This window comes from Streptomyces sp. TM32, from assembly GCF_004122755.1.
GTDB classification, from domain to species: Bacteria; Actinomycetota; Actinomycetes; order Streptomycetales; family Streptomycetaceae; genus Streptomyces; species Streptomyces sioyaensis.
On record NZ_SDIG01000042.1, the window covers coordinates 17,408 to 40,090 of the forward strand.

Below are 22,683 nucleotides of genomic sequence, written 5' to 3' on the forward strand. Positions count from 1 at the left end.
CCATTCGTCGCCCGCCACCCCTCATGCCAGAGCCGCGGCGCGACGTCCCTGATCGCTGCAAGGAGCCGCACCCGTGAGCAGTGCCGACCACACTCCGGCCGAATCCGCGACCGCTGAGAGCCTGGACGCCGGCCCGAGCGACAACATCGCCTTGCGTGCCGACATCCGCCGCCTCGGCGACCTCCTCGGCGAGACCCTCGTCCGCCAGGAGGGGAAGGACCTCCTCGACCTCGTCGAGCGGGTCCGCGCCCTGACCCGCGAGGACGGCGAGGCAGCCGCCCGGCTCCTGGGCGACACCGACCTGGCCACCGCCGCCAAGCTGGTGCGCGCCTTCTCCACCTACTTCCACCTCGCGAACGTCGCCGAGCAGGTCCACCGCGGCCGCGAGCTCGCCGCCCGGCGCGCCGCCGAGGGCAGCATCCTGGCCCGCACCGCCGACATGCTGAAGGACGCCGACCCCGCGCATCTGCAGGACACCGCCCGCAACCTCGGCGTACGCCCCGTCTTCACGGCGCACCCCACCGAGGCCGCCCGCCGCTCCGTCCTGACCAAGCTCCGCAAGGTCGCCGAGCTGCTGGAGATCGCCGACGGCAGCGAGCGCCGCCGCGCCGACCTCCGCCTGGCCGAGAACATCGACCTCATCTGGCAGACCGACGAGCTGCGCGTCGCCCGGCCCGAGCCCACCGACGAGGCCCGTAACGCCATCTACTACCTCGACGAGCTGGGCCGCGGCGCCGTCGGCGACGTCCTCGAAGACCTCGCCGCCGAGCTGGAGCGGGCCGGCGCCGAGCTGCCCGCCGGCACCCGCCCGCTCACCTTCGGCACCTGGATCGGCGGCGACCGCGACGGCAATCCCAACGTCACCCCGCAGGTCACCTGGGACGTCCTGCTCCTCCAGCACGAGCACGGCATCACCGACGCCCTGGAGCACGTCGACGAGCTGCGCGGCGCGCTGTCCAACTCCATCCGCAACTGCGGAGCCACCGACGAGCTGCTGGAGTCCCTCCAGCGCGACCTCGAACTGCTGCCCGAGATCAGCCCCCGTTACAAGCGGCTGAACAGCGAAGAGCCCTACCGCCTCAAGGCCACCTGCATCCGGCAGAAGCTCGTCAACACCCGCGAGCGGCTGGCCGGCGACACCCCCCACGTCCCCGGCCGCGACTACCTCGGCACCCCGGAGCTCCTCGACGATCTCGCCCTGATCCAGACCTCGCTGCGCGCACACCGCGGCGGTCTGGTCGCCGACGGCCGTCTGGAGCGCACCCTGCGCACCATCGCCGCCTTCGGTCTGCAGCTCGCCACCATGGACGTCCGCGAGCACGCCGACGCCCACCACCACGCCCTCGGCCAGCTCTTCGACCGTCTCGGCGAGGAGTCCTGGCGCTATGTGGACATGCCGCGCGACTACCGCCGCAAGCTCCTCGCCAAGGAACTGCGCTCCCGCCGCCCGCTGGCACCCACCCCCGCCCCGCTCGACGGGGCCGGCGCCAAGACCCTCGGGGTCTTCCGCACCATCCTGCGGGCCAAGGAGACCTTCGGCCCCGAGGTCATCGAGTCCTACATCATCTCGATGTGCCAGGGCTCCGACGACGTCTTCGCCGCCACCGTCCTCGCCCGTGAGGCCGGTCTGATCGACCTGCACGCCGGCTGGGCCAAGATCGGCATCGTGCCGCTGCTGGAGACCACCGACGAGCTGAAGATCGCCGACCAGCTGCTCGACGAGATGCTCGCCGACCCCTCCTACCGGCGCCTGGTCGCCCTGCGCGGCGACGTCCAGGAGGTCATGCTCGGCTACTCCGACTCCTCCAAGTTCGGCGGCATCACCACCTCCCAGTGGGAGATCCACCGCGCCCAGCGCCTGCTGCGTGACGTCGCCCACCGGCACGGCGTCCGGCTGCGCCTCTTCCACGGCCGCGGCGGCACCGTCGGCCGCGGTGGCGGCCCGTCCCACGACGCGATCCTCGCCCAGCCCTACGGCACCCTCGAAGGCGAGATCAAGGTCACCGAGCAGGGTGAGGTCATCTCCGACAAGTACCTGGTGCCGTCACTGGCCCGGGAGAACCTGGAGCTGACGGTCGCGGCCACCCTCCAGGCCTCCGCCCTGCACACCGCCCCCCGGCAGTCCGACGAGGCGCTGGCCCGCTGGGACGCGACCATGGAGACGGTCTCCGAGGCCGCGCACGGCTCCTACCGCCGGCTGGTCGAGGACCCCGACCTGCCCGCGTACTTCTTCGCCTCCACCCCCGTCGACCAGCTCGCCGAGCTCCACCTCGGCTCGCGCCCGTCCCGCCGCCCCGACTCCGGCGCCGGCCTCGACGGACTGCGCGCCATCCCGTGGGTCTTCGGCTGGACCCAGTCCCGCCAGATCGTCCCGGGCTGGTACGGCGTCGGCACCGGCCTCAAGGCCGCCCGCGAGGCCGGACTCGACAGCGTCCTGGACGAGATGCACGAGCACTGGCACTTCTTCCGCAACTTCCTGTCCAACGTCGCCATGACGCTGGCCAAGACGGATCTGCGGATCGCCCAGCACTACGTCGACACCCTCGTCCCCGACGACCTCAAGCACGTCTTCGAGCACATCAAGGCCGAGCACGAGCTCACCGTCGCCGAGGTCCTGCGGGTCACCGGCGAGAAGCAGCTCCTGGACTCCAACGAGGTCCTCCAGCAGACGTTCCACATCCGCGACGCCTACCTGGACCCGATCTCCTACCTCCAGGTCTCGCTGCTGCACCGCCAGCGGACCGCCGCCGAGCGCGGCGAGGAGCCGGACCCGGTCCTCGCCCGGGCGCTGCTGCTCACCGTCAACGGTGTCGCGGCCGGCCTGCGCAACACCGGCTGACCCGGCGGCCCGGTACACCACGGCGGCCCGTCCTCTCGCCGGAGAGGACGGGCCGCCGTCGTATCTGCCCCTGGCCTACATCGCCGCGAAGGCCGCGCCCAGCAACACCGCCCCCAGCAGCCCCATCACCCACGCCGTACGCCGCAGCCGCATCCCTCCGGCCACCACCAGCGCCGCCAGCAGCAGCGCCCCCGCGAACGGCACCCAGGCGTGCAGGATCCCGGCCGGCCCGGTCCGCACCGCATGTGTCGTCCCCGGCTCGACGGTCACCTCGACCTGCTCGCCCTTGTCGGGCGCGGCCGCCTGCGCGATCGACACCTTCGCCCGCTGTGTGCCGTCACCGCCCGTCGGCCGGTACGGACCGGTGCACCGCTCACCCGCGCACGCCGAGACCGTCATCGTCCCGCGCTCCCGCGCCTTGACGAGCATCGCGTACTGCGCCGTGTGCCATGACGTCCACGCCCCCGCCACCAGCAGCAGCAAGGCCAGCAGACCCATCACGGCGACCCTGACGACGAGCAGCGCCCCATAGGCGCTCTCGCCGACCCGGCGGGTACGACTGCGTCTGACCGGACGGGTGCGCGTACTGCTTCTGGCCATGGCGGCGATCCTTGGCCATGCACCAGCGCCCGGTCAACCTCCGACAACGGTTCGTCAGCCCCTGACCCCCGCTGTCCCATTCAGGAGTTGTACGTACTCTGCGCCCGTTCCAGACCGTCCACGATCAACGTTTCCACCGCATCCGCGGCGCGGTCCACGAAGTAATCCAATTCGCGCCGTTCCGCCGAGGAAAAGTCCTTCAGCACGAAATCCGCCACCTGCATACGGCCCGGCGGACGCCCGATCCCGAACCGCACCCGGTGATACTCCGCACCCAGGGATTTCGTGATCGACTTCAGACCGTTGTGGCCGTTGTCACCGCCGCCGAACTTCAGCCGCAGCGCACCGTAATCGATATCCAACTCATCATGAATGGCAATGATGTTGGCGACCGGGACCTTGTAGAAATCCCGGAGCGCGGTGGTCGGCCCGCCCGACACATTCATGTACGACGACGGCTTCGCCACCACCACCCGCCGGCTTGTCGGCCCCGGCGCACCGCAGCGGCCCTCCACCACCTGCGCCCGCGACTTGTGCGCCTTGAAACGGCCCCCCATCCGCTCCGCCAGCAAATCCGCCACCATGAAGCCCACGTTGTGGCGATTTCCCGCATACTCCGGGCCCGGATTACCCAGCCCGACGACCAGCCACGGATCCGCGTCCGACATCTGAGTCACTCCCACATCCCGCCGACCGCTGCCGGCCCCGACCGCAATTGCCCATGAAACAGGCCAACCGCCGCCCCGCACCCAAAGGCACGCGGCGGCGGTTGGACGACTGGCTGAGAAATCTACCCAGCCACAGCGACTCAGGCCTCGGCGGCCGCTTCGCCCTCACCCTCGGCGGCCTCCTCGGCCGGCGCCTCGGCCTGCGCGGCGATGACCTGCACCACGACGGCGTCGTCCTCGACGGCCAGCGAGGAACCGGACGGCAGGACGATGTCCTTGGCCAGCACCGAGGCACCGGCGTCCAGGCCCTCGACGGAGACGGTGACCGACTCCGGGATGTGGGTGGCCTCGGCCTCGACCGGCAGCGTGTTCAGGACGTGCTCCAGCACGAGCTGACCCGGGGCGAGGTCGCCCTCGACGTGGATCGGGATCTCGACGGAGACCTTCTCGCCCTTCTTCACGGCGAGGAAGTCGACGTGGACCAGGAACTGGCGGATCGCCTCACGCTGCACGGCCTTGGGGATGACCAGCTCGGTCTTGCCGTCGAACTCCAGGCGGATCAGGGCGTTCGGCGTCTTCAGCGCCATCATCAGCGCGTGGTTGTTGATCGCCAGGTGCTTCGGCTCCGCGCCGTGGCCGTAGACGACGGCCGGAACCAGGTCGGCGCGGCGCGCACGACGGGCGGCACCCTTACCGAAGTCGGAACGGACCTGGGCGGCGAGCTTGACCTCAGCCATAACAGCACTCCTCGTTTTGCAGAAACATCTGGTGGGCGTCACCCGGCCCACGACAGACCTGCTACGAAGAGCGCGTCGATAACGGACAGCCACCACACAGGGCGGCCTCCCTCGCCGAGCAACTCGATGAGTCTACCCGGCCGGGAGGCCGCCCCAAAGTCGATCAGTGCCGGCCAGGGCACCGGCCCACTTACTGCTCCTCGAAGAGGCTCGTCACCGAGCCGTCCTCGAACACCTCACGGATCGCGCGGGCGATCGTCGGCGCCATCGACAGCACCGTGATCTTGTCCAGCTCCAGCTCCGACGGCGTCGGCAGGGTGTTGGTGAAGATGAACTCGCTGACCTTCGAGTTCTTCAGCCGGTCCGCGGCCGGGCCGGAGAGCACGCCGTGCGTCGCCGTCACGATCACGTCCGACGCACCGTTCGCGAACAGCGCGTCCGCCGCGGCGCAGATCGTGCCACCGGTGTCGATCATGTCGTCGACCAGGACGCACACCCGGTCCTTCACGTCACCGACGACCTCGTGCACGGTGACCTGGTTCGCCACGTCCTTGTCGCGCCGCTTGTGCACGATCGCCAGTGGCGCACCCAGCCGGTCGCACCAGCGGTCCGCGACCCGCACCCGGCCGGCGTCCGGCGACACCACCGTGAGCTTGTCGCGGTCCACCTTCGCGCCCACGTAGTCCGCGAGGACCGGCAGCGCGAAGAGGTGGTCCACCGGGCCGTCGAAGAAGCCCATGATCTGGTCCGTGTGCAGATCCACGGTCACCACACGGTCCGCGCCCGCGGTCTTCATCAAATCCGCGATCAGCCGCGCCGAAATCGGCTCCCGGCCGCGGTGCTTCTTGTCCTGCCGCGCATAGCCGTAGAACGGCACGATCACGGTGATGCTCCGGGCCGAAGCCCGCTTCAGCGCATCGATCATGATCAGCTGTTCCATGATCCACTTATTGATCGGAGCGGTGTGGCTCTGAATCAAAAAGCAGTCCGCGCCGCGTGCCGATTCCTGATAGCGGACGTAGATCTCGCCGTTGGCGAAGTCGAAAGCCTTCGTCGGGACCAGGCCCACACCCAGCTGGTGTGCAACCTCCTCGGCAAGCTCGGGGTGGGCGCGGCCGGAGAAGAGCATCAGCTTCTTCTCGCCGGTCGTCTTGATCCCGGTCACAGCAAATCTCCTCGAATCACAGTTTGCGTGCGCTCAACAAAGGTACGCCCCGCACGGCGCACCCCATGCACGATCACCGCTCGCCCTCGGATTCCTGGCGAGCGGCCGAAGCCGCCTGCGCGGCGGCGCTTCCGGGCCGCTTGCGCGCGACCCAGCCCTCGATATTCCGCTGCTGGCCACGGGCGACCGCCAGCGAACCCGGGGGCACATCCTTGGTGATGACCGAGCCGGCTGCCGTATAAGCGCCGTCCCCGATCGTGACGGGAGCCACAAACATGTTGTCCGAGCCCGTCTTGCAATGTGATCCGACCGTGGTGTGGTGCTTCGCCTCACCGTCGTAATTCACAAAGACGCTCGCCGCGCCGATATTGGTGAACTCGCCGATCGTGGCATCTCCCACGTAGGACAGATGCGGAACCTTCGTGCCCTCGCCGATCGTGGCGTTCTTCATCTCCACGTAGGTGCCGGCCTTCGACTTCGGACCAAGATCCGTCCCCGGCCGCAGATATGCATAGGGGCCGACATTCGCGCCCTCGCCGATCCGTGCACCCTCCGCGACCGTGAACGAAGCCACCGCGCCCGCGCCCACCGACGTGTCCGTCAGCCGCGAGTGCGGACCCACCTCGGCGCCGGTGGCGAGGTGCGTGGTGCCCAGCAGCTGGGTCCCCGGGTGCACCGTCGCGTCCGGCTCGAACGTCACCGACACGTCCACCCAGGTCGACGCCGGGTCGACCACCGTCACGCCGGCCAGCATCGCCCGCTCCAGCAGCCGCTCGTTCAGCAGCGCACGCGCCTGGGCCAGCTGTACGCGGTTGTTGATCCCGAGGATCTCGCGGTGATCGGCCGCCACCGCGGCGCCCACGCGGTGCCCGGCCTCGCGGACGATCCCCAGCACATCGGTGAGGTACTCCTCGCCCTGGCTGTTGTCCGTCCGCACCTTGCCCAGGGCGTCCACGAGCAGCCGGGCGTCGAAGGCGAACACCCCGGAGTTGATCTCCCGGATGGCGCGCTGGCTGTCGGTGGCGTCCTTGTGCTCGACGATCGCCGTCACCGCACCGTGGCCCGCCTCGCGCACGATGCGGCCGTAGCCGGTGGCGTCCGGGACCTCGGCCGTAAGGACGGTCACGGCGTTGCCGTCTGAGGCGTGGGTGTCGCTCAGCCGCGTGAGGGTCTCGCCGGTCAGCAGCGGGGTGTCGCCGCAGACCACGATCACGGTGCCGTCGAGGGCGACACCGCTCTGGCTCAGCTCCTCCAGGGCCGTACGGACCGCATGGCCGGTGCCCTTCTGCTCGTGCTGCACGGCGGTGCGCACGGCGGGATCGGCCTCGGCGAGATGGGCCCGTACCTGCTCACGGGCGTGGCCGACGACCACGACGAGGTGTTCGGGGTCCAGCTCGCGGGAGGCGGCGACGACATGTCCGACGAGGGAGCGGCCGCAGAGGGCGTGCAGGACCTTGGGGGTCGCCGACTTCATGCGGGTGCCCTCACCCGCTGCGAGAACGACGACGGCTGCCGGGCGGTTGGCGCTCACGGGGATGCCCTTCGGCTTCTTGGCTACTTCGGGTGGTGGTCACCCGAAGGATACCGGGGCGTATTGCGGGTGAAACGCGTGCGGGTCCTGACGCGGTGGTCAGGACCCGGAAATTGCCTGTTATGTATGTGCTCCCCTGCCAGGACTCGAACCCGGACATAAGGCACCAAAAGCCTCAGTGCTGCCAATTACACCACAGGGGATGGTAGGGCGAACCAGGCCGGACAGTGTGCCGGTCCAGCCGCTCGGCCTCCCACACTATGCCGTACCGCCCGCCTCCGATGCGACGGTATAGCGCCGTACTTTGCCGTCGACGGATCACCGGGCGGTCATGGTCCCCTCCCGGCTGCCCCTGTGTGTGGCGAGGTGAGGGGTGGTGCGGGGAGTGGGTGATCGCGCGCGAGCGTACGGGGCGGACGTCCTGAGGTGTCGAAAATGCGCGTGATTTTATAGTTCGAGGGATATCCACGGGTCAGGTCTGGTATTGGGCTGCGCAACTCCTAGGGGGATCCCGCACGAGCGCCCGTAGGCTGGTCGGCATGACCGCGACGGGGGCAAGTGAAGAAAGTGTGGGCGCGCGGGGTGCGCCGGAGAGCGGGCCGTGGTGGTGGGCCCGGCGGCGGAGTGCCGTACTGGATGTGTTTCTGGCGGCGGCATCCGCGCTGGAGTGTGTGATCGAGGGAACGGGCTTCGCCGACGAGGCGCAGCTGCCCCAGCTGCTCGGGCTGTTGCTCGGTCTGCTGGCGGGATCGGTGCTGTTGGTGCGCCGGCGGTGGCCGGTCGCGGTGGTGCTGGTCTCGATCGCCGTGATGCCCGCGGAGATGGGCGGAATGCTGAGCGTGGTGGGGCTGTACACGCTCGCCGCGTCGGACGTGCCGCGCCGGATCACCGCGCTGCTGGCGGGGATGACGGTGACGGGGACGCTGGTAACGACGTACCTCACCGTGCAGCAGGAGATGGTCGGGCAGGACGACTTCCATCCGCCGGTGTGGTTCGCGCCGGCCCTCGCGGTGGCGATGGGGCTGCTGCTGACGGCGCCGCCGGTGTTGTGGGGCCTGTACATCGGGGCCCGGCGGCGGCTCGTGGAGAGCCTGCGGGAGCGGGCCGACGGTCTGGAGCGGGAGCTGTCGCTGCTGGCCGACCGCGCCGAGGAGCGGGCCGAATGGGCCCGTAACGAGGAGCGCACCCGCATCGCGCGCGAGATGCACGACGTGGTCGCGCACCGGGTGAGCCTGATGGTGGTGCACGCGGCCGCACTGCAGGCGGTGGCGCTGAAGGACCCGGAGAAGGCGTCGCGGAACGCGGGGCTGGTCGGCGACATGGGGCGCCAGGCGCTGACCGAGCTGCGGGAGATGCTGGGGGTGCTGCGTACGGCCGAGGGGGCGTCGGCGCGGGGCGCTTCGGCGTCGGGCGCGCCCGAGCGGCTGGCGGCGGTGGCCTCCCGGGCCGGGGCGCAGGTGACGGAGCGGGAACGGCCCGAAGAGCTGTCCGGGGGCGGGGCCGCGGCGGAGTCCTCGTCCGCCGAGTCGGCCTCCGGCGGGGCGCCGGTCCCGGAGCAGCGGGCGGGGGAGACGGCGGCCGAGGGGCCCTGCCTCGCGGAGCTGGCGGATCTGGTCGGGCAGTCCCGGGCGGCCGGGATGGTCGTCGAGCTGCTGGTGAGCGAGGCCGCCGAGGCAGCTGAGGCCGCCGGGGTCGACGCGGGGGAGCCGGCGGCCGACTGCGGGCGCCGGTATGCCGCGCGCGTGGAGCGGACCGTCTACCGCGTGGTCCAGGAGGCGCTCACCAATGTGCACAAGCATGCGCCGGGTGCGCAGGCGCGGGTGCGGCTGGCGCACCGGGAGGGCGAGCTCGCGGTCCAGGTGGAGAACGGTCCCGGCGAGAGCGACGCGGCCGGTGCCGGGCTGCCGAGCGGCGGCAACGGCCTGGTGGGGATGGAGGAGCGGGTGACGGCGCTGGGCGGCGTGTTCGTCTCCGGCCCGACCGAGGCCGGCGGCTTCCGGGTGTCGGCGGTCCTGCCGGCGTCCCGGGCGGCGGCCTGATCCCGCCGTACCCGGCTCACCCGGCCGTGTGGGGAGCCAGCCGCGTGGGCCGGCTCCCCAGCACCAGCATCCCCAGCGCGGTGTCGAGGTCGGGCCCCAGATACCAGTCGCCGGTGTGGTCGAGGCTGTAGATGCGGCCCTCGGCGTCGATGGCGAGGGTGGCCTGGCTGTAGGTGGTGCTGTCGGGGCCGGTGAGCTCCTCGCGGCCGAGCGGGGCCACATCGGTCTCCAGGGCGCGGCCGAGGTCGCCGAGGGTGCGGGCGAGGTGGAGGCCGTGCAGGGGGTCGAGCGCGAAGGGGGCGGGCGCGATGTGGCGGCCGGGCCCGGGGCCGGTGATGTGCAGACCGCCGAATTCGGCCCAGGCCTCGACGGCGGCGGGGAAGACGGTGTGGCGGTGGCCCGCGGGAGAGGTGTGGGCGCGCAGGGTGTCGGCCCAGTGCTCCGCCTGCTTTATGTCCCAGCGGCCGGGGTGCCAGCCGGCGTCCTGGAGGGCGACGTCGACGGCGGCGGGGAAACGGGTGGAGTCGCCGCGGTCGTGGGCGGCGGTGCGCGGGCCGGGGGTGGTCGGCATGGTGACGGTCAGCTTCCTGTGGGCGTCGCGCCGATGGGCATGACGCCGAAGTGGGCGAGGAGGGCGTCGCAGGAGCGGCAGGGCGGGGCGTAACTGCCGTGCTGGGGGTCGCCGTCCTCGCGGATGTGGCGTGCGGTGATCTTGGAGTGTTTGAGGGAGCGGCGGGCCTCGCCGTTGGTCAGGGGCTTGCGGGAGGCGCGCTTGCCGCGGTTGGCCTCGACGGCGGTGAGGTGGCGGGAGAGCAGGACCGCTTCGGGGCAGCGCCCGGTGAAACGTTCGCGCTGTGCGGTGGCGAGGGTGTCGAGGAAATCCTGGACCAGGGGGTGGAGCGTGGGCGGCTGTTCCGCCTTGCTCGCGGTGCAGGTGAGGGTTTGTCCGCGTACTGACAGGGCGGCACCGATGGTGGGGAGGATGCCGTCGCGGCGATGGTGGAGGGCGGGCGCGCGATGGGTGTCGGCGGTGCCGCTCCAGCCGATGCGGGGGTCGCCGGCTGAGTTGTGGTGGCGTGCAGTGGTGCTCATGGTGGTGCTTTCCCTCCCCGAATCCCCGATGTGCTGGGGGTCCCCCCGCCCAAGGTGGGGGAGGGTCAGCCTGCCAAAGGTGCTGGGTGTTGCGGTAGTCGGGCGGCCTGTCGATGATCTCACGAGGAGCTGACGGGGCGTCGGCGGCGGGTGACGTCGGTGTGTCGCCGGGCTGACGTGTGCGGGGACGCGGGCGGCGGAGGGCGGAGCCGTACGGCTTAGGCTGTGCTGCAAAGCCAGCTTCAGCCAGGGGGCAACCGCGATGACGACAGGTCAAGGGCTGGGGGCACTCCCCGGCCCCCGCGCGGCGGGACATGCCGCGCCACCGAATGCCGCCTATGCCGGACAGGTCGTGCATTTCCCGGACCCGGTCCGCGCCGCGCGGTACCCGGCCGGCGTGCGGATGGACGAGCGCGGTTTCCCGCAGTTCACGCCCTATGCGCGCGCCGCGGTGGAGATCGCCGAGCCGCCGGAGGGCTTCGGCGTCGACGAGCTGCGGCTGACGGACTACGTCTCGGCGAATGCCGCGCTGCACGCGCAGGGGCACGAGCTGTGGACCGACGTGCCGGCGGTGGCGACCCCGCACGGCTGGACCTGGCACCACGTGGCCGGCACCCGGCGGATGGAGCTGGTCCCGGTCGAGGTGAAGGCGCTGTTGCGGCATCACGGCGGGCTGGCGACCGCCCCGGTGGCGCACGACCGGCGCGGCACCCGGCCGTTGCAGGAGACGAGGCCGGCGCACTTCGGGCTGCCGCACCGCGAACTGTCGGTGGGTGAGGAGCAGCTGGCGCAGGCCGAGGAGTCGTTGGGCTACCGGCTGCCGGGGGCGTACCGCGCCTTCCTGAAAGCGGCGGGCGGGTGCGCGCCGGTGGGCGCGGCACTCGACGCGGAGTTGGGTCTCCTGGTCGACCAGCCGTTCTTCACGGTGCGCGACGACGCGGCGGTCAACGATCTGGTCTATGTGAACAAGTGCCTGCGGGACCACTTCACCAAGGACTATCTGGGGGTGGCGTTCGCGCAGGGCGGTGTGGTCGCGGTGAGGGTGCGCGGCGAGGCGCTCGGTTCGGTGTGGTTCTGCCCGTACGACGACGCCCGGGACCAGGACGGCTGGACGGTGCAGGAGCGGGTGGAGCGGCTGCTGTTGCCGTGCGGCACGGACTTCGACGACTTTCTGCTCCGGCTGGCGGGCAACCCGCCGGAGCTGGAGACCGTGGCGAACCTGATGGTCGACGGCGGTTTCGCGTACCAGGTTGCGGTGGGGGGCTGAGCACGGTGGTGACGTTCGCGCAGGCGCAGGAGCGCGCGGAGCAGTGGGTGAACGGCGAGGTGCCGCCGCACCTCCACCGTGCGGTCCAGGTGCGGGAGTTCGACCTGGGCTTCGTGGTCTGGGCCGAGGACCGGGACGGGGGGCCGTCGACGGGCGGCGGCCGGGCCCGGCTGGTGATCGCGCGGGACAGCGGGGAGACCACGCTGTGGCCGGGGCTGCCGGTGGGCGAGGTGATCCGGCGCTACGAGGAGCACTACGGCGCCCCCGCGGACGGCGGGTACGCCGCGCCGGAGCCGCCGCAGCGGATCGACCTGGAAGCCACCTCGTTTCTGCTGACGCCGCCGGAGTGGCTCCAGGAGGCGGCGGACGCGCGCGGGCGCGCGGACCGGTCGGGCGCGGGAAACACGGGGACGGGAAACACGGGGGCTCCGACGCCGCCGCCCGTCGCGCCGCCCACGCCTGCGGACGCCTGGGCCGAGGTGAACGTCAACGCCGCCGACGGCGGGCCCGCCCGGGACGGTTCGGGTCCGGACGCGGGCGCCGGTGCGCCGGATTCCGGGGCGCCGGGCTCGTGGGCCGGGACCGACACGACGCACGGCGCGGGGGCCGAGGACCGCTCGGTGGGGCTGCCCCAGACGGTGTTCGCCCCGCCGCTGGCCGGCTTCGACGGGACGGACGACACCCCGTCGGTGCCGCGGGCGCGCCCGGAGGCCAAGACCGAACTCCTCCAGGGCGGCAGCCAGTTGCCGCGTACGCAGGTCGCGCCCGCGCTGGAGCTGCCGGACGGGTCCGGGGCCGACGGCGAGCCGGCGGTGCGGCCGCACCCGGCCGGCGGGCCCGAGGGCGGTGCGCTGCCGCCGCCGATGCCCGCCGCGCCGCCGGCCGCCGCGGGGCTGTCCGCGCTGCCGCCGCCGTCCGGTCCGCCGGCCGCCGATGTGCCGCCCCCGCCGGGCGCCGGTACGGCCGCCGCGGCGGGACCGGGCGTCCCCGCGCCGCCGGCACCGCCCGCGGGCGGTGGGGTGCATGCCGCGGCGACGATGCTGGCCGACGGCTCGGCGCTGCCCGGTAACGCCGCCGCCCCGGGCCCGCCGCCGCCTCCCGGTCCTCCCGGCGCGGGCCGGGGCGGCGCCCCGCAGGAGGCCGCGGCGGCCGACGCCCACCGGGCCGAGGGGCCGCCGCCCGGCGGACCGGCGGCGTCCGGCCCCGGTGCGTCCGGTGCCCCAGCCGGCGGTTACATCCCGACGCAGCTGGTGTCGCAGCTGGACGCGGCGGACGTGGATCTCAGTGCGGTGGACGGTCCGGACGGGGCAGGGACGCCCGGCGGCCCGGACGGGTCCGGTGCCGGTGCCCCCGGCGACACGGGTTCCCCCGCCGCCGGCGGCCCCCGCTCCGGCGGGGTGCATGCGGCCGCGACGATGCTCGCCGACGGTGCGTCCTTGCAGGGCGGTCCCGGCGCCGCGGGCGGCCCCGGTGTGCCGCCGCCCCCTCCGGGGGTGCCGGGCGCGCCCAAGCCGCCCGGTCCGCCCGGAAAGCCCGGTGTGTCCGGGAAGCCCGGCGCGTCCGCGGGCGCTCAGGGCCCCGGTGCGCAGGGCGGCCCGCCTCCGCCGCCCCCGCCCGCCGCGGGCGGTGGGGTGCATGCCGCGGCCACGATGCTCGCGGACGGCGCCGCGCTGTCCGCCGGCCCGGGCGGCTCCGGTGCGCCGGGCGTGCCCGGGATGCCGCCGGCGGCCGGTCCGGGCGTGCCCCCGCCGGGCGTGCCCACGGCCCCGCCCGGCCCGCCGCCGGCCCCGCACGGTGCGCACGGCGCCGGTGCGCCGGCCCCCGGCGGCCAGGGTCCCGGCGGCCCCGGTGCGTACGGCTACCCACAGGCGCCCAGCGGCCAGCCGACCGTCGGCCCCGGCTACATGGCCGTACTGAGCTACCGCGGGCCGGACGGCTCCGAGCAGAAGATCGTGCGCCGCTCGGCGCCCGGTACGCCGCATCCGGAGTGGCAGCTGCTGCACGAGCTGCGCGCGCTGAACGTGCCGCCGCAGCAGGTGCTGGAGCTGCACACCGAGCTGGAGTGCTGTGATCTGCCGGGCGGCTACTGCGCCCGGATGATCCGGGACAACTGGCCGCAGGTGCGGATCAGCCACACCGCCGCGTACGGCCGCGACCACGCCTCGCGGCAGCAGGGCGTACGGCATCTCGTCGAGCACCAGGGCGAGTTGCACCAGGTCGCGGACGGTCCGGCGCGGCCGGCCCCGGTGCGGGTGCCGTTGCCGCACCCCGCGCAGGTGCAGCCGATACCGCCGGTGCCGCCGCAGATGATCGGGCAGGAGCTGGAGCAGGCCTTCGGGCCGCACGCCGTCTTCCGTTTCGAGCAGCGGGCGGTCTCCCGGCAAGGGGTGCCCGATGTGGTGGCCCAGATGCTGGTGTGGGCCGGGCTGCCGGTCGACTTCGGGCCGTTCTTCTGGGCGCAGGCGCAGCCGGGCCGCCCGGTGCCGACGCTGGCGGAGCTGGCGGCGGAGCGCATGGTGCAGCCGGCCTCGGACGCCGGTTCCTACCTGGTGATGGGCAACGACTTCGGCCGTCAGCTGTGTGTGCAGTACGGGACCGCGCACATCGTGGCGGTCCCGATGGAGGCCGGGCCGAGCGGTGCGCCGGCGACGCCGCAGTTCGTGAACTCCGGGCTGCCGGAGTTCGTGCGCGCGCTGGCGATGCTGGGGCGGATGTGGCGGCTGCGGTACGGGCTGACACCGGAGCAGGCGGGCCGCTGGACCGTCGACTTCCAGGCACAGCTGGTCGCGCTGGACCCGCCCGCGCTGGGCTCGCCGGAGACCTGGTGGTCGGTGCTGCTGGAGCAGATGTGGGACGGGCTGCTGTAGGTCCTGTTCGCGGGCGCCGTGGACCGGCGCCTGGGTGACCCGCGCCGGCGCGGGCGCGGGCCGCCGGCCAGGACGTTCGGGCCGGCGCCGGCCCGCGCCGCCGGCCAGGGCGCTCGACCTGCGGTTCTGGTCGGGTGCCCCGACCATGCGTATATGGGCCGTCCGATACTCCCGCCGCCCGCGTCGTCGCCGACGACGTACCGGGCGGCGCACACACGGTGGTGGCACCGGCGGCGGGTGGCCAGGTCGCTGGGTGTGCCGGGGCCGCCCCGGCGCCGGTGGTCGTGGCTCCCTCCGACCCTGGTGACCCTGCTGGTGCTGGTGATCCTGGTGGTCGCGGGCGGGGCCTGGCTGTACATCTGGGCGGAGGGCAATCTGCGGCATGTGGCCGCGCTGGGCGGGTACGCCGGGCGCCCGGCCGCGGGCAAGGGCACGAACTGGCTGCTGGTCGGCTCGGACAGCCGCAGCGCGCTGACCCCGCAGCAGCGCAGGGACCTGCACGTCGGCAACGACCGGGTGCAGAACACCGACACGATCATGGTGCTGCACTCCGGCGATCACGGTCCCACGCTGGTCAGCCTGCCGCGGGACAGCTATGTGCCGATACCGGGCCACGGCAGCAGGAAGATCAACGAGGCCTATGCCGACGGCGGACCGCAGCTGCTCACCCGAACGGTGGAGCAGGCGACCGGCTTGCGCATCGACCGCTATGCCGAGGTGAGCTTCCTGGGGCTGGTGCAGGTGGTGGACGCGCTGGGCGGGGTGCGGCTGTGTCTGGACGAGCCGCTCAAGGACGAGAAGTCGGGGGCGGACTTCCCGGCCGGCTGCCGGCGCATGAACGGCCCCCAGGCGCTGGCGTACGCACGGGCCCGCTATGCCGACCCCAACGGAGACCTCGGACGGGTGAAGCGCCAGCGGCAGCTGATCGGCGCGGTGGCGGACGGGATGGCGTCCTCGGACGTGCTCCTCGACCCGTTCCGGTCCAAGCGGGTCATGAATGCCACGCTCGCGGCGCTGACCGTGGACGAGGACGCGGATCTGGCCCAGTTGCTGGGTATGGGCAGGTCGATGCGGCAGATCGCCGCGGGCGAGGGGACCGCGACGACGGTTCCCGTCGTACGGCCGGGGGTGATGGTCGGTGGTGTCGGCTCGGTGCTGCAGTGGGAGGAGAACGGGGCGAGCCGGTTGTTCCAGGCGCTGCGCGACGATGATCGGATTCCGACTTCGGCCGATAAATAACGCATCCTGTGGGGTGGGTTGGGTGGAGTGTCGCGAAGGTGATGCTTCGAACCGATCCCATGGGAAGTGCGGGTCATTGCGCGGAGAGGGGCTTGAAGGATGAGTGCATCGGTTTCGCCTCACGGGTTCGAGACCGTACGAGGGCGCGGCTACCGGCCCGAGGATGTGGACCGCCGTGTGGAGGGACTCTCGGTCGATCGCGACTCCTGCTGGGAGCGTGCCGCACGGCTCACCGTGCTCTCCCACGAGATGGAGGCCGAACTCACCGAGCTGCGCGCCTATGTGGCGCAGCTGCCGCCGCAGACCTTCGAGTCCCTCGGCAGCGAGGCCCGGCTGATCTTCGTGACCGCGGAGTCCGAGGCGGCGCGGCTGCGGACCGAGGCGGAGCAGGAGGCCCGGCGGGCCGCCGAGGAGGCCGCCGTCCACGCGGACGAGGTCCAGGACGCGGCCGAGCGGGCGGCGTACGCCCTGCGCACCGAGGCGGAGGCATGGGGCCGGCGCACGGAGGAGGCGGCGCGGGGCGAGGCCGCCGAGCGGGCGGTCGCGGCGGCCAAGGAGGCCGCCCAGGTGCGGGACGACGCGGCCGAGGCGCTCTCGCAGGTGCGCGCCCGCACCGCGCAGTTGCTGTGCGATCAGGAGAAGCGGCAGTCCGAGGAGTGGGACGCGGCCGGGCGCGAGCTGGCGGAGCAGGAGGCGGAGACCGACCGGCTGCTCATCGAGCTGGACGCCCGGGGGAAGGCCTCCCGGGCCGAATCCCAGCGGCTGTACGCGGCGGCGGAGGAGGAGGCCCGGCACCTCCAGGAGGACGCCGACGGCCGCGCCGCCGGCATGCTGGACCGGGCCCGCGCCGAGGTCGAGCGCATCGAGCGGGCCACGGAGCGGGTCGTGGCCGCCCATGACGCGGAGCGGGCCGAGGTCCGGGTCCACATGAACCACGTCCGCAACAGCCTGGCCGCGCTCACCGGGAAGACGCCGGTCCCGGAGGAGGACGGCGAGGGCACGGCAGCGGCGCGGGACGGCGGACACGGCTCCCGCCCCGGCCGGTCCGCGGGCTCCGACGCGGAGGACACCGTGGAGACGCAGGTGCCCCGCACCCGCGGCAGCGCGGACTCCTGAGACCGCCGCCGGCCCGTCAGGTCCCGCCCGGCTCGCTCTCGCCCGCCGCACGGACGTCGGCATGCACCGGGAAGCGCCGCGGCGCCAGCACCAGCAGCGCGGTCAGCGCGAGCGCGGCGGCCGCGGCGGCGCCGAGGTAGACGTGGTCGACGGTGGCGTCGACGGCACGGCGGAGGTAGTCGATGGCGTCGGTGGTGAGCGCGCCGGGGTGTGCCAGCGCGCGCGAGACCGCGTCGAGGTCGTCGGGCAGGCCGGGGCGGATGCCCGAAGGGGCCTGCGCGAGGCGGTCGTTGAGGGTGGCGTTGGCCAGCGCGCCGAAGAGCGCGGCGCCGAGGGACTGCCCGACCTGGCGGCAGAAGAGTATGGAGGCGGTGGCCGTGCCGCGTTCCGGGTAGCCGACGGAGGACTGGACGCCGATGATCAGCGGGAGCTGGAAGAGGCCGAGGGCCGCGCCGAGCGCCAGCATGATCAGCGCGGGCTGCCAGGCCGCGCCCGGATAGGGCAGCAGCGGGAAGGCGAGCAGGATCGCACCGGCCGCGGAGATGCCGAGCACCGCGCAGTTGCGGATGCCGAGGCGGGTGTAGACGTGGCTGCTCAGGGCGGCCGAGACCGGCCAGCTCAGGGTCATCACGGAGAGCACGAAGCCGGCCGCGGTCGGGCCCAGGCCCAGCACCGCCTGCGCGTAGGTCGGCAGGAACACCGTCGGGGCGACCATCAGCAGCCCCAGGGCGCCCAGGGAGAGGTTGACGGCACCGATGGTGCGTCGGCGCCACACCCAGCCGGGGATGATCGGTTCCGCGGCCCGCCGTTCGATGAGGACGGTGAGCGCCGCACCGAGGGCGCTGCCGGCGAACAGCAACAGCGACGGCACGGAGCGCCAGGCCCAGGCCACCCCGCCCTGGACCAGGGCGGTCAGCAGCAGCCCGCCGGTCGCGAAGATCGCCAGGGCGCCGGGCCAGTCGACCCGGGGGCGGCGGGCCGCGGAGCGCTCCGGGCCCCGCTGCGGCTCGGCGAAGTGCCGCACGATCAGCCACAGGGCCACCGCGCCCACCGGCACATTGATCAGGAAGATCCACCGCCAGCCGGCCCCGGCGGCGAGCAGCCCGCCCAGCGCGGGCCCGGCGACCGACGAGGCCGCCCAGACGCTGGAGAGCCGGGCCTGGATCCGAGGGCGGTCGCGCATCGGGTAGAGGTCGGCGGCGATGGTCTGCACGGTCCCCTGGAGGGCGCCGCCGCCCAGGCCCTGCACCACGCGGAAGGCGATCAGCGCCGCCATGTTCCAGGCGCCCGCGCAGGCCAGTGAGCCGACGAGGAAGAGCACGATCCCGGTGATCAGGATGGGCTTGCGGCCGAAGGTGTCGGAGAGCTTGCCGTAGACGGGCAGGGTGACGGTGACGGCCAGCAGATAGCCGGAGAACAGCCAGGAGAAGACCGCGAAGCCGCCGAGGTCGCCGACGATCTGCGGGACGGCGGTGGCGATGATCGTCGAGTCGAGCGCAGCCAGTGCCATGCCGAGCATGAGGGCGGCGACGACGGGGCGGGGCGGCGGGCCCGCGGGCGCCGGGCCCGCCGTGCGCAGGGCATCGCGTCCGCTGTGGCCGGTCCGCCGGGTGCTTCCGCTCACCGTTCCCCCTCCGAAGGTCGTTGTACCGTGCACCCTTCCATGCGGGCGCCGGGGGAGGGAACCGCGCAGGTGCGCAGGCCGGCCCTCGTCGCCGGGCAACCGGGCAGTCCCGGGTTCCGGTCCGGTCGGGCGGCGGGCGGGCGTACTCTTGGCAACCCCGGCCCGTGAGACGTGTCGGGCTGCTGTGTTGTTCGCCTCGCTGGGACGGAACCTTTTTCATGAGCCTGACTGGTCTGCTCGACGCCGTCGTACAGGACCCGGCGCTCGCCGAAGCGGTGCAGGCCGCGGCCGACGGAAAGCGGCCGCACGTGGATCTGGTGGGGCCGCCCGCCGCCCGCGCGTTCGCCGTCGCCGCGCTCGCCCGGCAGGCCGGCCGCCCGGTGCTCGCGGTGACCGCCACCGGCCGGGAGGCCGAGGACCTCGCCGCCGCACTGCGCAGCCTGATGCCGGCCGGCGAGGACAACTCCGTCGTCGAGTTCCCGTCCTGGGAGACGCTGCCGCACGAGCGGCTCTCGCCGCGCTCGGACACCGTCGGCCGGCGCCTCGCGGTGCTGCGCCGGCTCGCCCACCCGCGCCCGGACGACCCGACGGCCGGCCCGGTCTCCGTCGTCGTCGCCCCCATCCGCTCGGTGCTCCAGCCGCAGGTCAAGGGCCTGGGTGACCTGGAACCGGTCAGTCTGCGCACGGGCGAGACCGCCGACCTCGAAGAGACCGTCGACGGTCTGGCGGCGGCCGCCTACTCCCGGGTCGAGCTGGTCGAGAAGCGCGGCGAGTTCGCGGTCCGCGGCGGCATCCTGGACGTCTTCCCGCCGACCGAGGAGCACCCGCTGCGGGTGGAGTTCTGGGGCGACGACGTCGAGGAGATCCGCTACTTCAAGGTCGCCGACCAGCGGTCCCTGGAGGTCGCCGAGCACGGCCTGTGGGCGCCGCCGTGCCGGGAGCTGCTGCTGACCGACGACGTCCGCACCCGCGCCGCCGCCCTCGCCGAGCGCCACCCCGAGCTGGGCGAACTCCTCGGCAAGATCGCCGAGGGGATCGCGGTGGAGGGCATGGAGTCGCTCGCCCCGGTCCTGGTCGACGAGATGGAGCTGCTGCTGGACGTGCTGCCGGCCGGGAGCATGGCGGTGGTCTGCGACCCGGAGCGGGTGCGGACCCGCGCCGCCGACCTGGTGGCGACGAGCCAGGAGTTCCTCCAGGCGTCGTGGGCGGCCGCCGCGATGTCCAGCACGGACGACGTCCGTTCCTCAACGGGCGGTGGTGGGCGACGGGTGGGCGGGGGAGCGGCCCCGATCGATGTGGACGCCGCCTCCCTGTGGGGCCTCGCCGACGTCCGGGACCGGGCCCGCGAGCTGGGCATGATGTGGTGGTCGGTCTCCCCCTTCGCGGCCGACGAGGACCTGACGGCGGACGGCGACACCCTCAAGCTGGGCATGCACGCCCCCGACACCTACCGCGGCGACACCCAGCGCGCGCTCGCCGACACCAAGCAGTGGCTCGCGGACGGCTGGCGTACGGTCTACCTCACCGAGGCGCACGGCCCCGCGGCCCGTACGGTCGAGGTGCTCGGCGGGGAAGGCATCGCCGCCCGCCTGGACGCCGAACTGCCCCGGATCTCCCCCTCCGTCGTCCATGTCTCCTGCGGCTCCCTCGACAACGGCCTCATCGACCCGGGGCTGAAGCTCGCCGTCCTGACCGAGACCGACCTCTCCGGCCAGAAGGCGGCCGGCAAGGACGCGGCCCGGATGCCGGCCCGCCGCCGCAAGACCATCGACCCGCTGACCCTCCAGGCCGGCGACTTCATCGTGCACGAGCAGCACGGTGTGGGCCGCTACATCGAGATGGTGCAGCGCACGGTCCAGGGCGCGACCCGCGAATACCTCCTCGTCGAATACGCCCCCGCCAAGCGCGGCCAGCCCGGCGACCGCCTCTACATCCCCACCGACCAGCTGGAACAGGTCACCAAGTACGTCGGTGGCGAGGCCCCCACCCTGCACCGCCTCGGCGGCGCCGACTGGACCAAGACCAAGGCCCGCGCCAAGAAGGCCGTCAAGGAGATCGCCGCCGACCTCATCAAGCTCTACTCGGCGCGGATGGCGGCCCCCGGGCACACCTTCGGCCCGGACACCCCCTGGCAGCGCGAGCTGGAGGACGCCTTCCCGTACGCGGAGACGCCCGACCAGCTCACCACCATCGCCGAGGTCAAGGAGGACATGCAGAAGTCGGTCCCGATGGACCGCCTGATCTGCGGCGACGTCGGCTACGGCAAAACTGAGATCGCTGTGCGAGCGGCCTTCAAGGCCATCCAGGACGGCAAGCAGGTCGCCGTCCTGGTCCCGACCACGCTGCTCGTCCAGCAGCACCACGGCACCTTCACCGAGCGGTACGGCCAGTTCCCGGTCAACGTCAAGGCGCTGTCCCGCTTCCAGACCGACACCGAGGCCAAGGCCGTCCTCGACGGGCTGCGCGAGGGCTCCGTCGACCTCGTCATCGGCACCCACCGCCTCTTCTCCTCCGAGACCAAGTTCAAGGACCTGGGCCTGGTCATCGTCGACGAGGAACAGCGCTTCGGCGTCGAGCACAAGGAGCAGCTGAAGAAGCTCCGCGCCAACGTCGACGTCCTGACGATGTCCGCCACCCCCATCCCCCGCACCCTGGAGATGGCGGTCACCGGCATCCGCGAGATGTCGACGATCACCACGCCCCCCGAGGAGCGCCACCCGGTCCTGACCTTCGTCGGCCCCTACGAGCAGAAGCAGATCGGCGCCGCCATCCGCCGCGAACTCCTGCGCGAGGGCCAGGTCTTCTACATCCACAACCGGGTGGAGTCCATCGACCGGGCGGCCGCCCGGCTCCGCGAGATCGTCCCCGAGGCCCGTATCCAGACCGCGCACGGCCAGATGGGCGAGTCCCAACTGGAGCAGGTCGTCGTCGACTTCTGGGAGAAGAAGTTCGACGTCCTGGTCTCGACGACGATCGTCGAATCGGGCATCGACATCTCCAACGCCAACACCCTGATCGTCGAGCGCGGCGACAACTTCGGCCTCTCCCAGCTCCACCAGCTGCGCGGCCGGGTGGGCCGCGGCCGCGAGCGCGGCTACGCCTACTTCCTCTACCCGCCGGAGAAGCCGCTCACCGAGACCGCCCACGAGCGGCTGGCGACCATCGCCCAGCACACCGAGATGGGCGCGGGCATGTACGTCGCCATGAAGGACCTGGAGATCCGCGGCGCGGGCAATCTCCTCGGCGGCGAGCAGTCCGGCCACATCGCCGGCGTCGGCTTCGACCTCTACGTACGGATGGTGGGCGAGGCGGTCGCCGACTACCGCGCCTCCCTGGAAGGCGGCGTGGAGGAGGAGCCCCCGCTCGAAGTCAAGATCGAACTCCCGGTGGACGCCCATGTCCCGCACGACTACGCGCCCGGCGAGCGGCTGCGCCTCCAGGCGTACCGCGCCATCGCCTCGGCCGGCTCGGAGGAGGACATCGCGGCCGTCCGCGAGGAGCTGACCGACCGCTACGGCAAGCTGCCCGAACCCGTCGAGAACCTGCTGCTGGTCGCCGGCCTGCGGATGCTTGCCCGCGCGTGCGGGGTCTGCGACATCACGCTCCAGGGCGCCAACATCCGTTTCGGGCCCGTGGAGTTGCGCGAGTCCCAGGAGCTGCGGCTCAAGCGGCTGTATCCGCGGGCGGTCCTCAAGCCGGCCGCGCAACAAGTTCTTGTTCCGCGGCCTACGACGGGAAAGATCGGCGGCAAGCCGGTGGTTGGGCGCGAGCTACTCGCGTGGGTGGGCGAGTTCCTCGCCACTGTTGTGGGCTCGTAGGCCCGCTTCCCACGTTGCCGGGTTTCCCGCCGTGTTTGTTCCGTGGAGTTTTCCCCGCCTTCGGCGGGAGCGGGGTGGGGT

Annotated in this window: 15 protein-coding genes and 1 tRNA gene; 7 read left to right on the forward strand and 9 right to left on the reverse strand. The window is 72.8% G+C overall.

The annotated features are described in order from the left end of the window. The first annotated feature begins 73 nt into the window (after positions 1-73). Positions 74-2,839: a phosphoenolpyruvate carboxylase gene (ppc, locus tag EST92_RS12900; RefSeq protein WP_174244003.1), complete on the forward strand. Its 2,766-nt coding sequence runs from the start codon at positions 74-76 to the stop codon at positions 2,837-2,839. Between the two features lie 75 nt (positions 2,840-2,914). Here ppc and EST92_RS12905 read toward each other — a convergent pair whose 3' ends face one another. The 6 genes from EST92_RS12905 to EST92_RS12930 all read right to left on the reverse strand — a co-directional run bounded on the left by EST92_RS12905 (position 2,915) and on the right by EST92_RS12930 (position 7,743). Beyond that, positions 2,915-3,439, reverse strand: coding sequence for a hypothetical protein (locus tag EST92_RS12905; protein ID WP_129281075.1), 525 nt, complete (start codon positions 3,437-3,439; stop codon positions 2,915-2,917). Between the two features lie 80 nt (positions 3,440-3,519). Then, positions 3,520-4,107, reverse strand: coding sequence for an aminoacyl-tRNA hydrolase (pth, locus tag EST92_RS12910; RefSeq protein WP_129281076.1), 588 nt, complete (start codon positions 4,105-4,107; stop codon positions 3,520-3,522). A 140-nt stretch (positions 4,108-4,247) separates the two neighbouring features. Next, the gene (locus EST92_RS12915) at positions 4,248-4,844 is read right to left on the reverse strand and encodes a 50S ribosomal protein L25/general stress protein Ctc (RefSeq protein WP_129281077.1); all 597 of its coding nucleotides are present in this window, start codon (positions 4,842-4,844) and stop codon (positions 4,248-4,250) included. Positions 4,845-5,034: 190 nt separating this feature from the next. Then, a complete protein-coding gene (locus EST92_RS12920; protein WP_129248575.1) occupies positions 5,035-6,009 on the reverse strand; it encodes a ribose-phosphate diphosphokinase in 975 nt (324 codons plus the stop codon). Between the two features lie 73 nt (positions 6,010-6,082). After that, positions 6,083-7,540: a bifunctional UDP-N-acetylglucosamine diphosphorylase/glucosamine-1-phosphate N-acetyltransferase GlmU gene (glmU, locus tag EST92_RS12925; RefSeq protein ID WP_129281078.1), complete on the reverse strand. Its 1,458-nt coding sequence runs from the start codon at positions 7,538-7,540 to the stop codon at positions 6,083-6,085. A 131-nt stretch (positions 7,541-7,671) separates the two neighbouring features. After that, positions 7,672-7,743 (reverse strand) — tRNA-Gln (locus EST92_RS12930). Positions 7,744-8,079: 336 nt separating this feature from the next. On the opposite strand from EST92_RS12930, the gene EST92_RS12935 reads away from it, so the two are divergent. Further along, positions 8,080-9,579, forward strand: a complete 1,500-nt coding sequence (locus tag EST92_RS12935; protein ID WP_129281079.1) for a sensor histidine kinase — start codon at positions 8,080-8,082, stop codon at positions 9,577-9,579. 16 nt (positions 9,580-9,595) lie between these two features. Here EST92_RS12935 and EST92_RS12940 read toward each other — a convergent pair whose 3' ends face one another. Both EST92_RS12940 and EST92_RS12945 read right to left on the reverse strand, forming a co-directional pair. Beyond that, positions 9,596-10,150 carry an SUKH-3 domain-containing protein gene (locus EST92_RS12940; protein ID WP_129281080.1) on the reverse strand — a complete coding sequence of 185 codons (555 nt, stop codon included), beginning with the start codon at positions 10,148-10,150 and terminating at the stop codon, positions 9,596-9,598. Positions 10,151-10,158: 8 nt separating this feature from the next. Next, positions 10,159-10,671, reverse strand: coding sequence for a YwqJ-related putative deaminase (locus tag EST92_RS12945; protein ID WP_006605144.1), 513 nt, complete (start codon positions 10,669-10,671; stop codon positions 10,159-10,161). Between the two features lie 262 nt (positions 10,672-10,933). Here EST92_RS12945 and EST92_RS12950 point away from each other — a divergent pair, with 262 nt between their 5' ends. The 4 genes from EST92_RS12950 to EST92_RS12965 all read left to right on the forward strand — a co-directional run bounded on the left by EST92_RS12950 (position 10,934) and on the right by EST92_RS12965 (position 17,160). Beyond that, positions 10,934-11,938, forward strand: a complete 1,005-nt coding sequence (locus EST92_RS12950; RefSeq protein WP_129281081.1) for an HNH endonuclease — start codon at positions 10,934-10,936, stop codon at positions 11,936-11,938. Positions 11,939-11,943: 5 nt separating this feature from the next. Beyond that, positions 11,944-14,805 carry an SUKH-4 family immunity protein gene (locus tag EST92_RS12955; RefSeq protein ID WP_174244004.1) on the forward strand — a complete coding sequence of 954 codons (2,862 nt, stop codon included), beginning with the start codon at positions 11,944-11,946 and terminating at the stop codon, positions 14,803-14,805. Positions 14,806-14,958: 153 nt separating this feature from the next. Beyond that, positions 14,959-16,044 (forward strand): LCP family protein, encoded by a 1,086-nt coding sequence (locus EST92_RS12960; RefSeq protein WP_254068789.1) that lies wholly within the window; start codon positions 14,959-14,961, stop codon positions 16,042-16,044. A gap of 177 nt (positions 16,045-16,221) precedes the next feature. Beyond that, a complete protein-coding gene (locus EST92_RS12965; protein WP_254068790.1) occupies positions 16,222-17,160 on the forward strand; it encodes a cellulose-binding protein in 939 nt (312 codons plus the stop codon). A 16-nt stretch (positions 17,161-17,176) separates the two neighbouring features. On the opposite strand, the gene EST92_RS12970 is transcribed toward EST92_RS12965, so the two are convergent. Beyond that, the gene (locus EST92_RS12970) at positions 17,177-18,739 is read right to left on the reverse strand and encodes an MFS transporter (RefSeq protein WP_254068792.1); all 1,563 of its coding nucleotides are present in this window, start codon (positions 18,737-18,739) and stop codon (positions 17,177-17,179) included. Between the two features lie 263 nt (positions 18,740-19,002). On the opposite strand from EST92_RS12970, the gene mfd reads away from it, so the two are divergent. After that, positions 19,003-22,602 carry a transcription-repair coupling factor gene (gene mfd, locus EST92_RS12975; protein ID WP_129281084.1) on the forward strand — a complete coding sequence of 1,200 codons (3,600 nt, stop codon included), beginning with the start codon at positions 19,003-19,005 and terminating at the stop codon, positions 22,600-22,602. Positions 22,603-22,683: the final 81 nt, after the last annotated feature.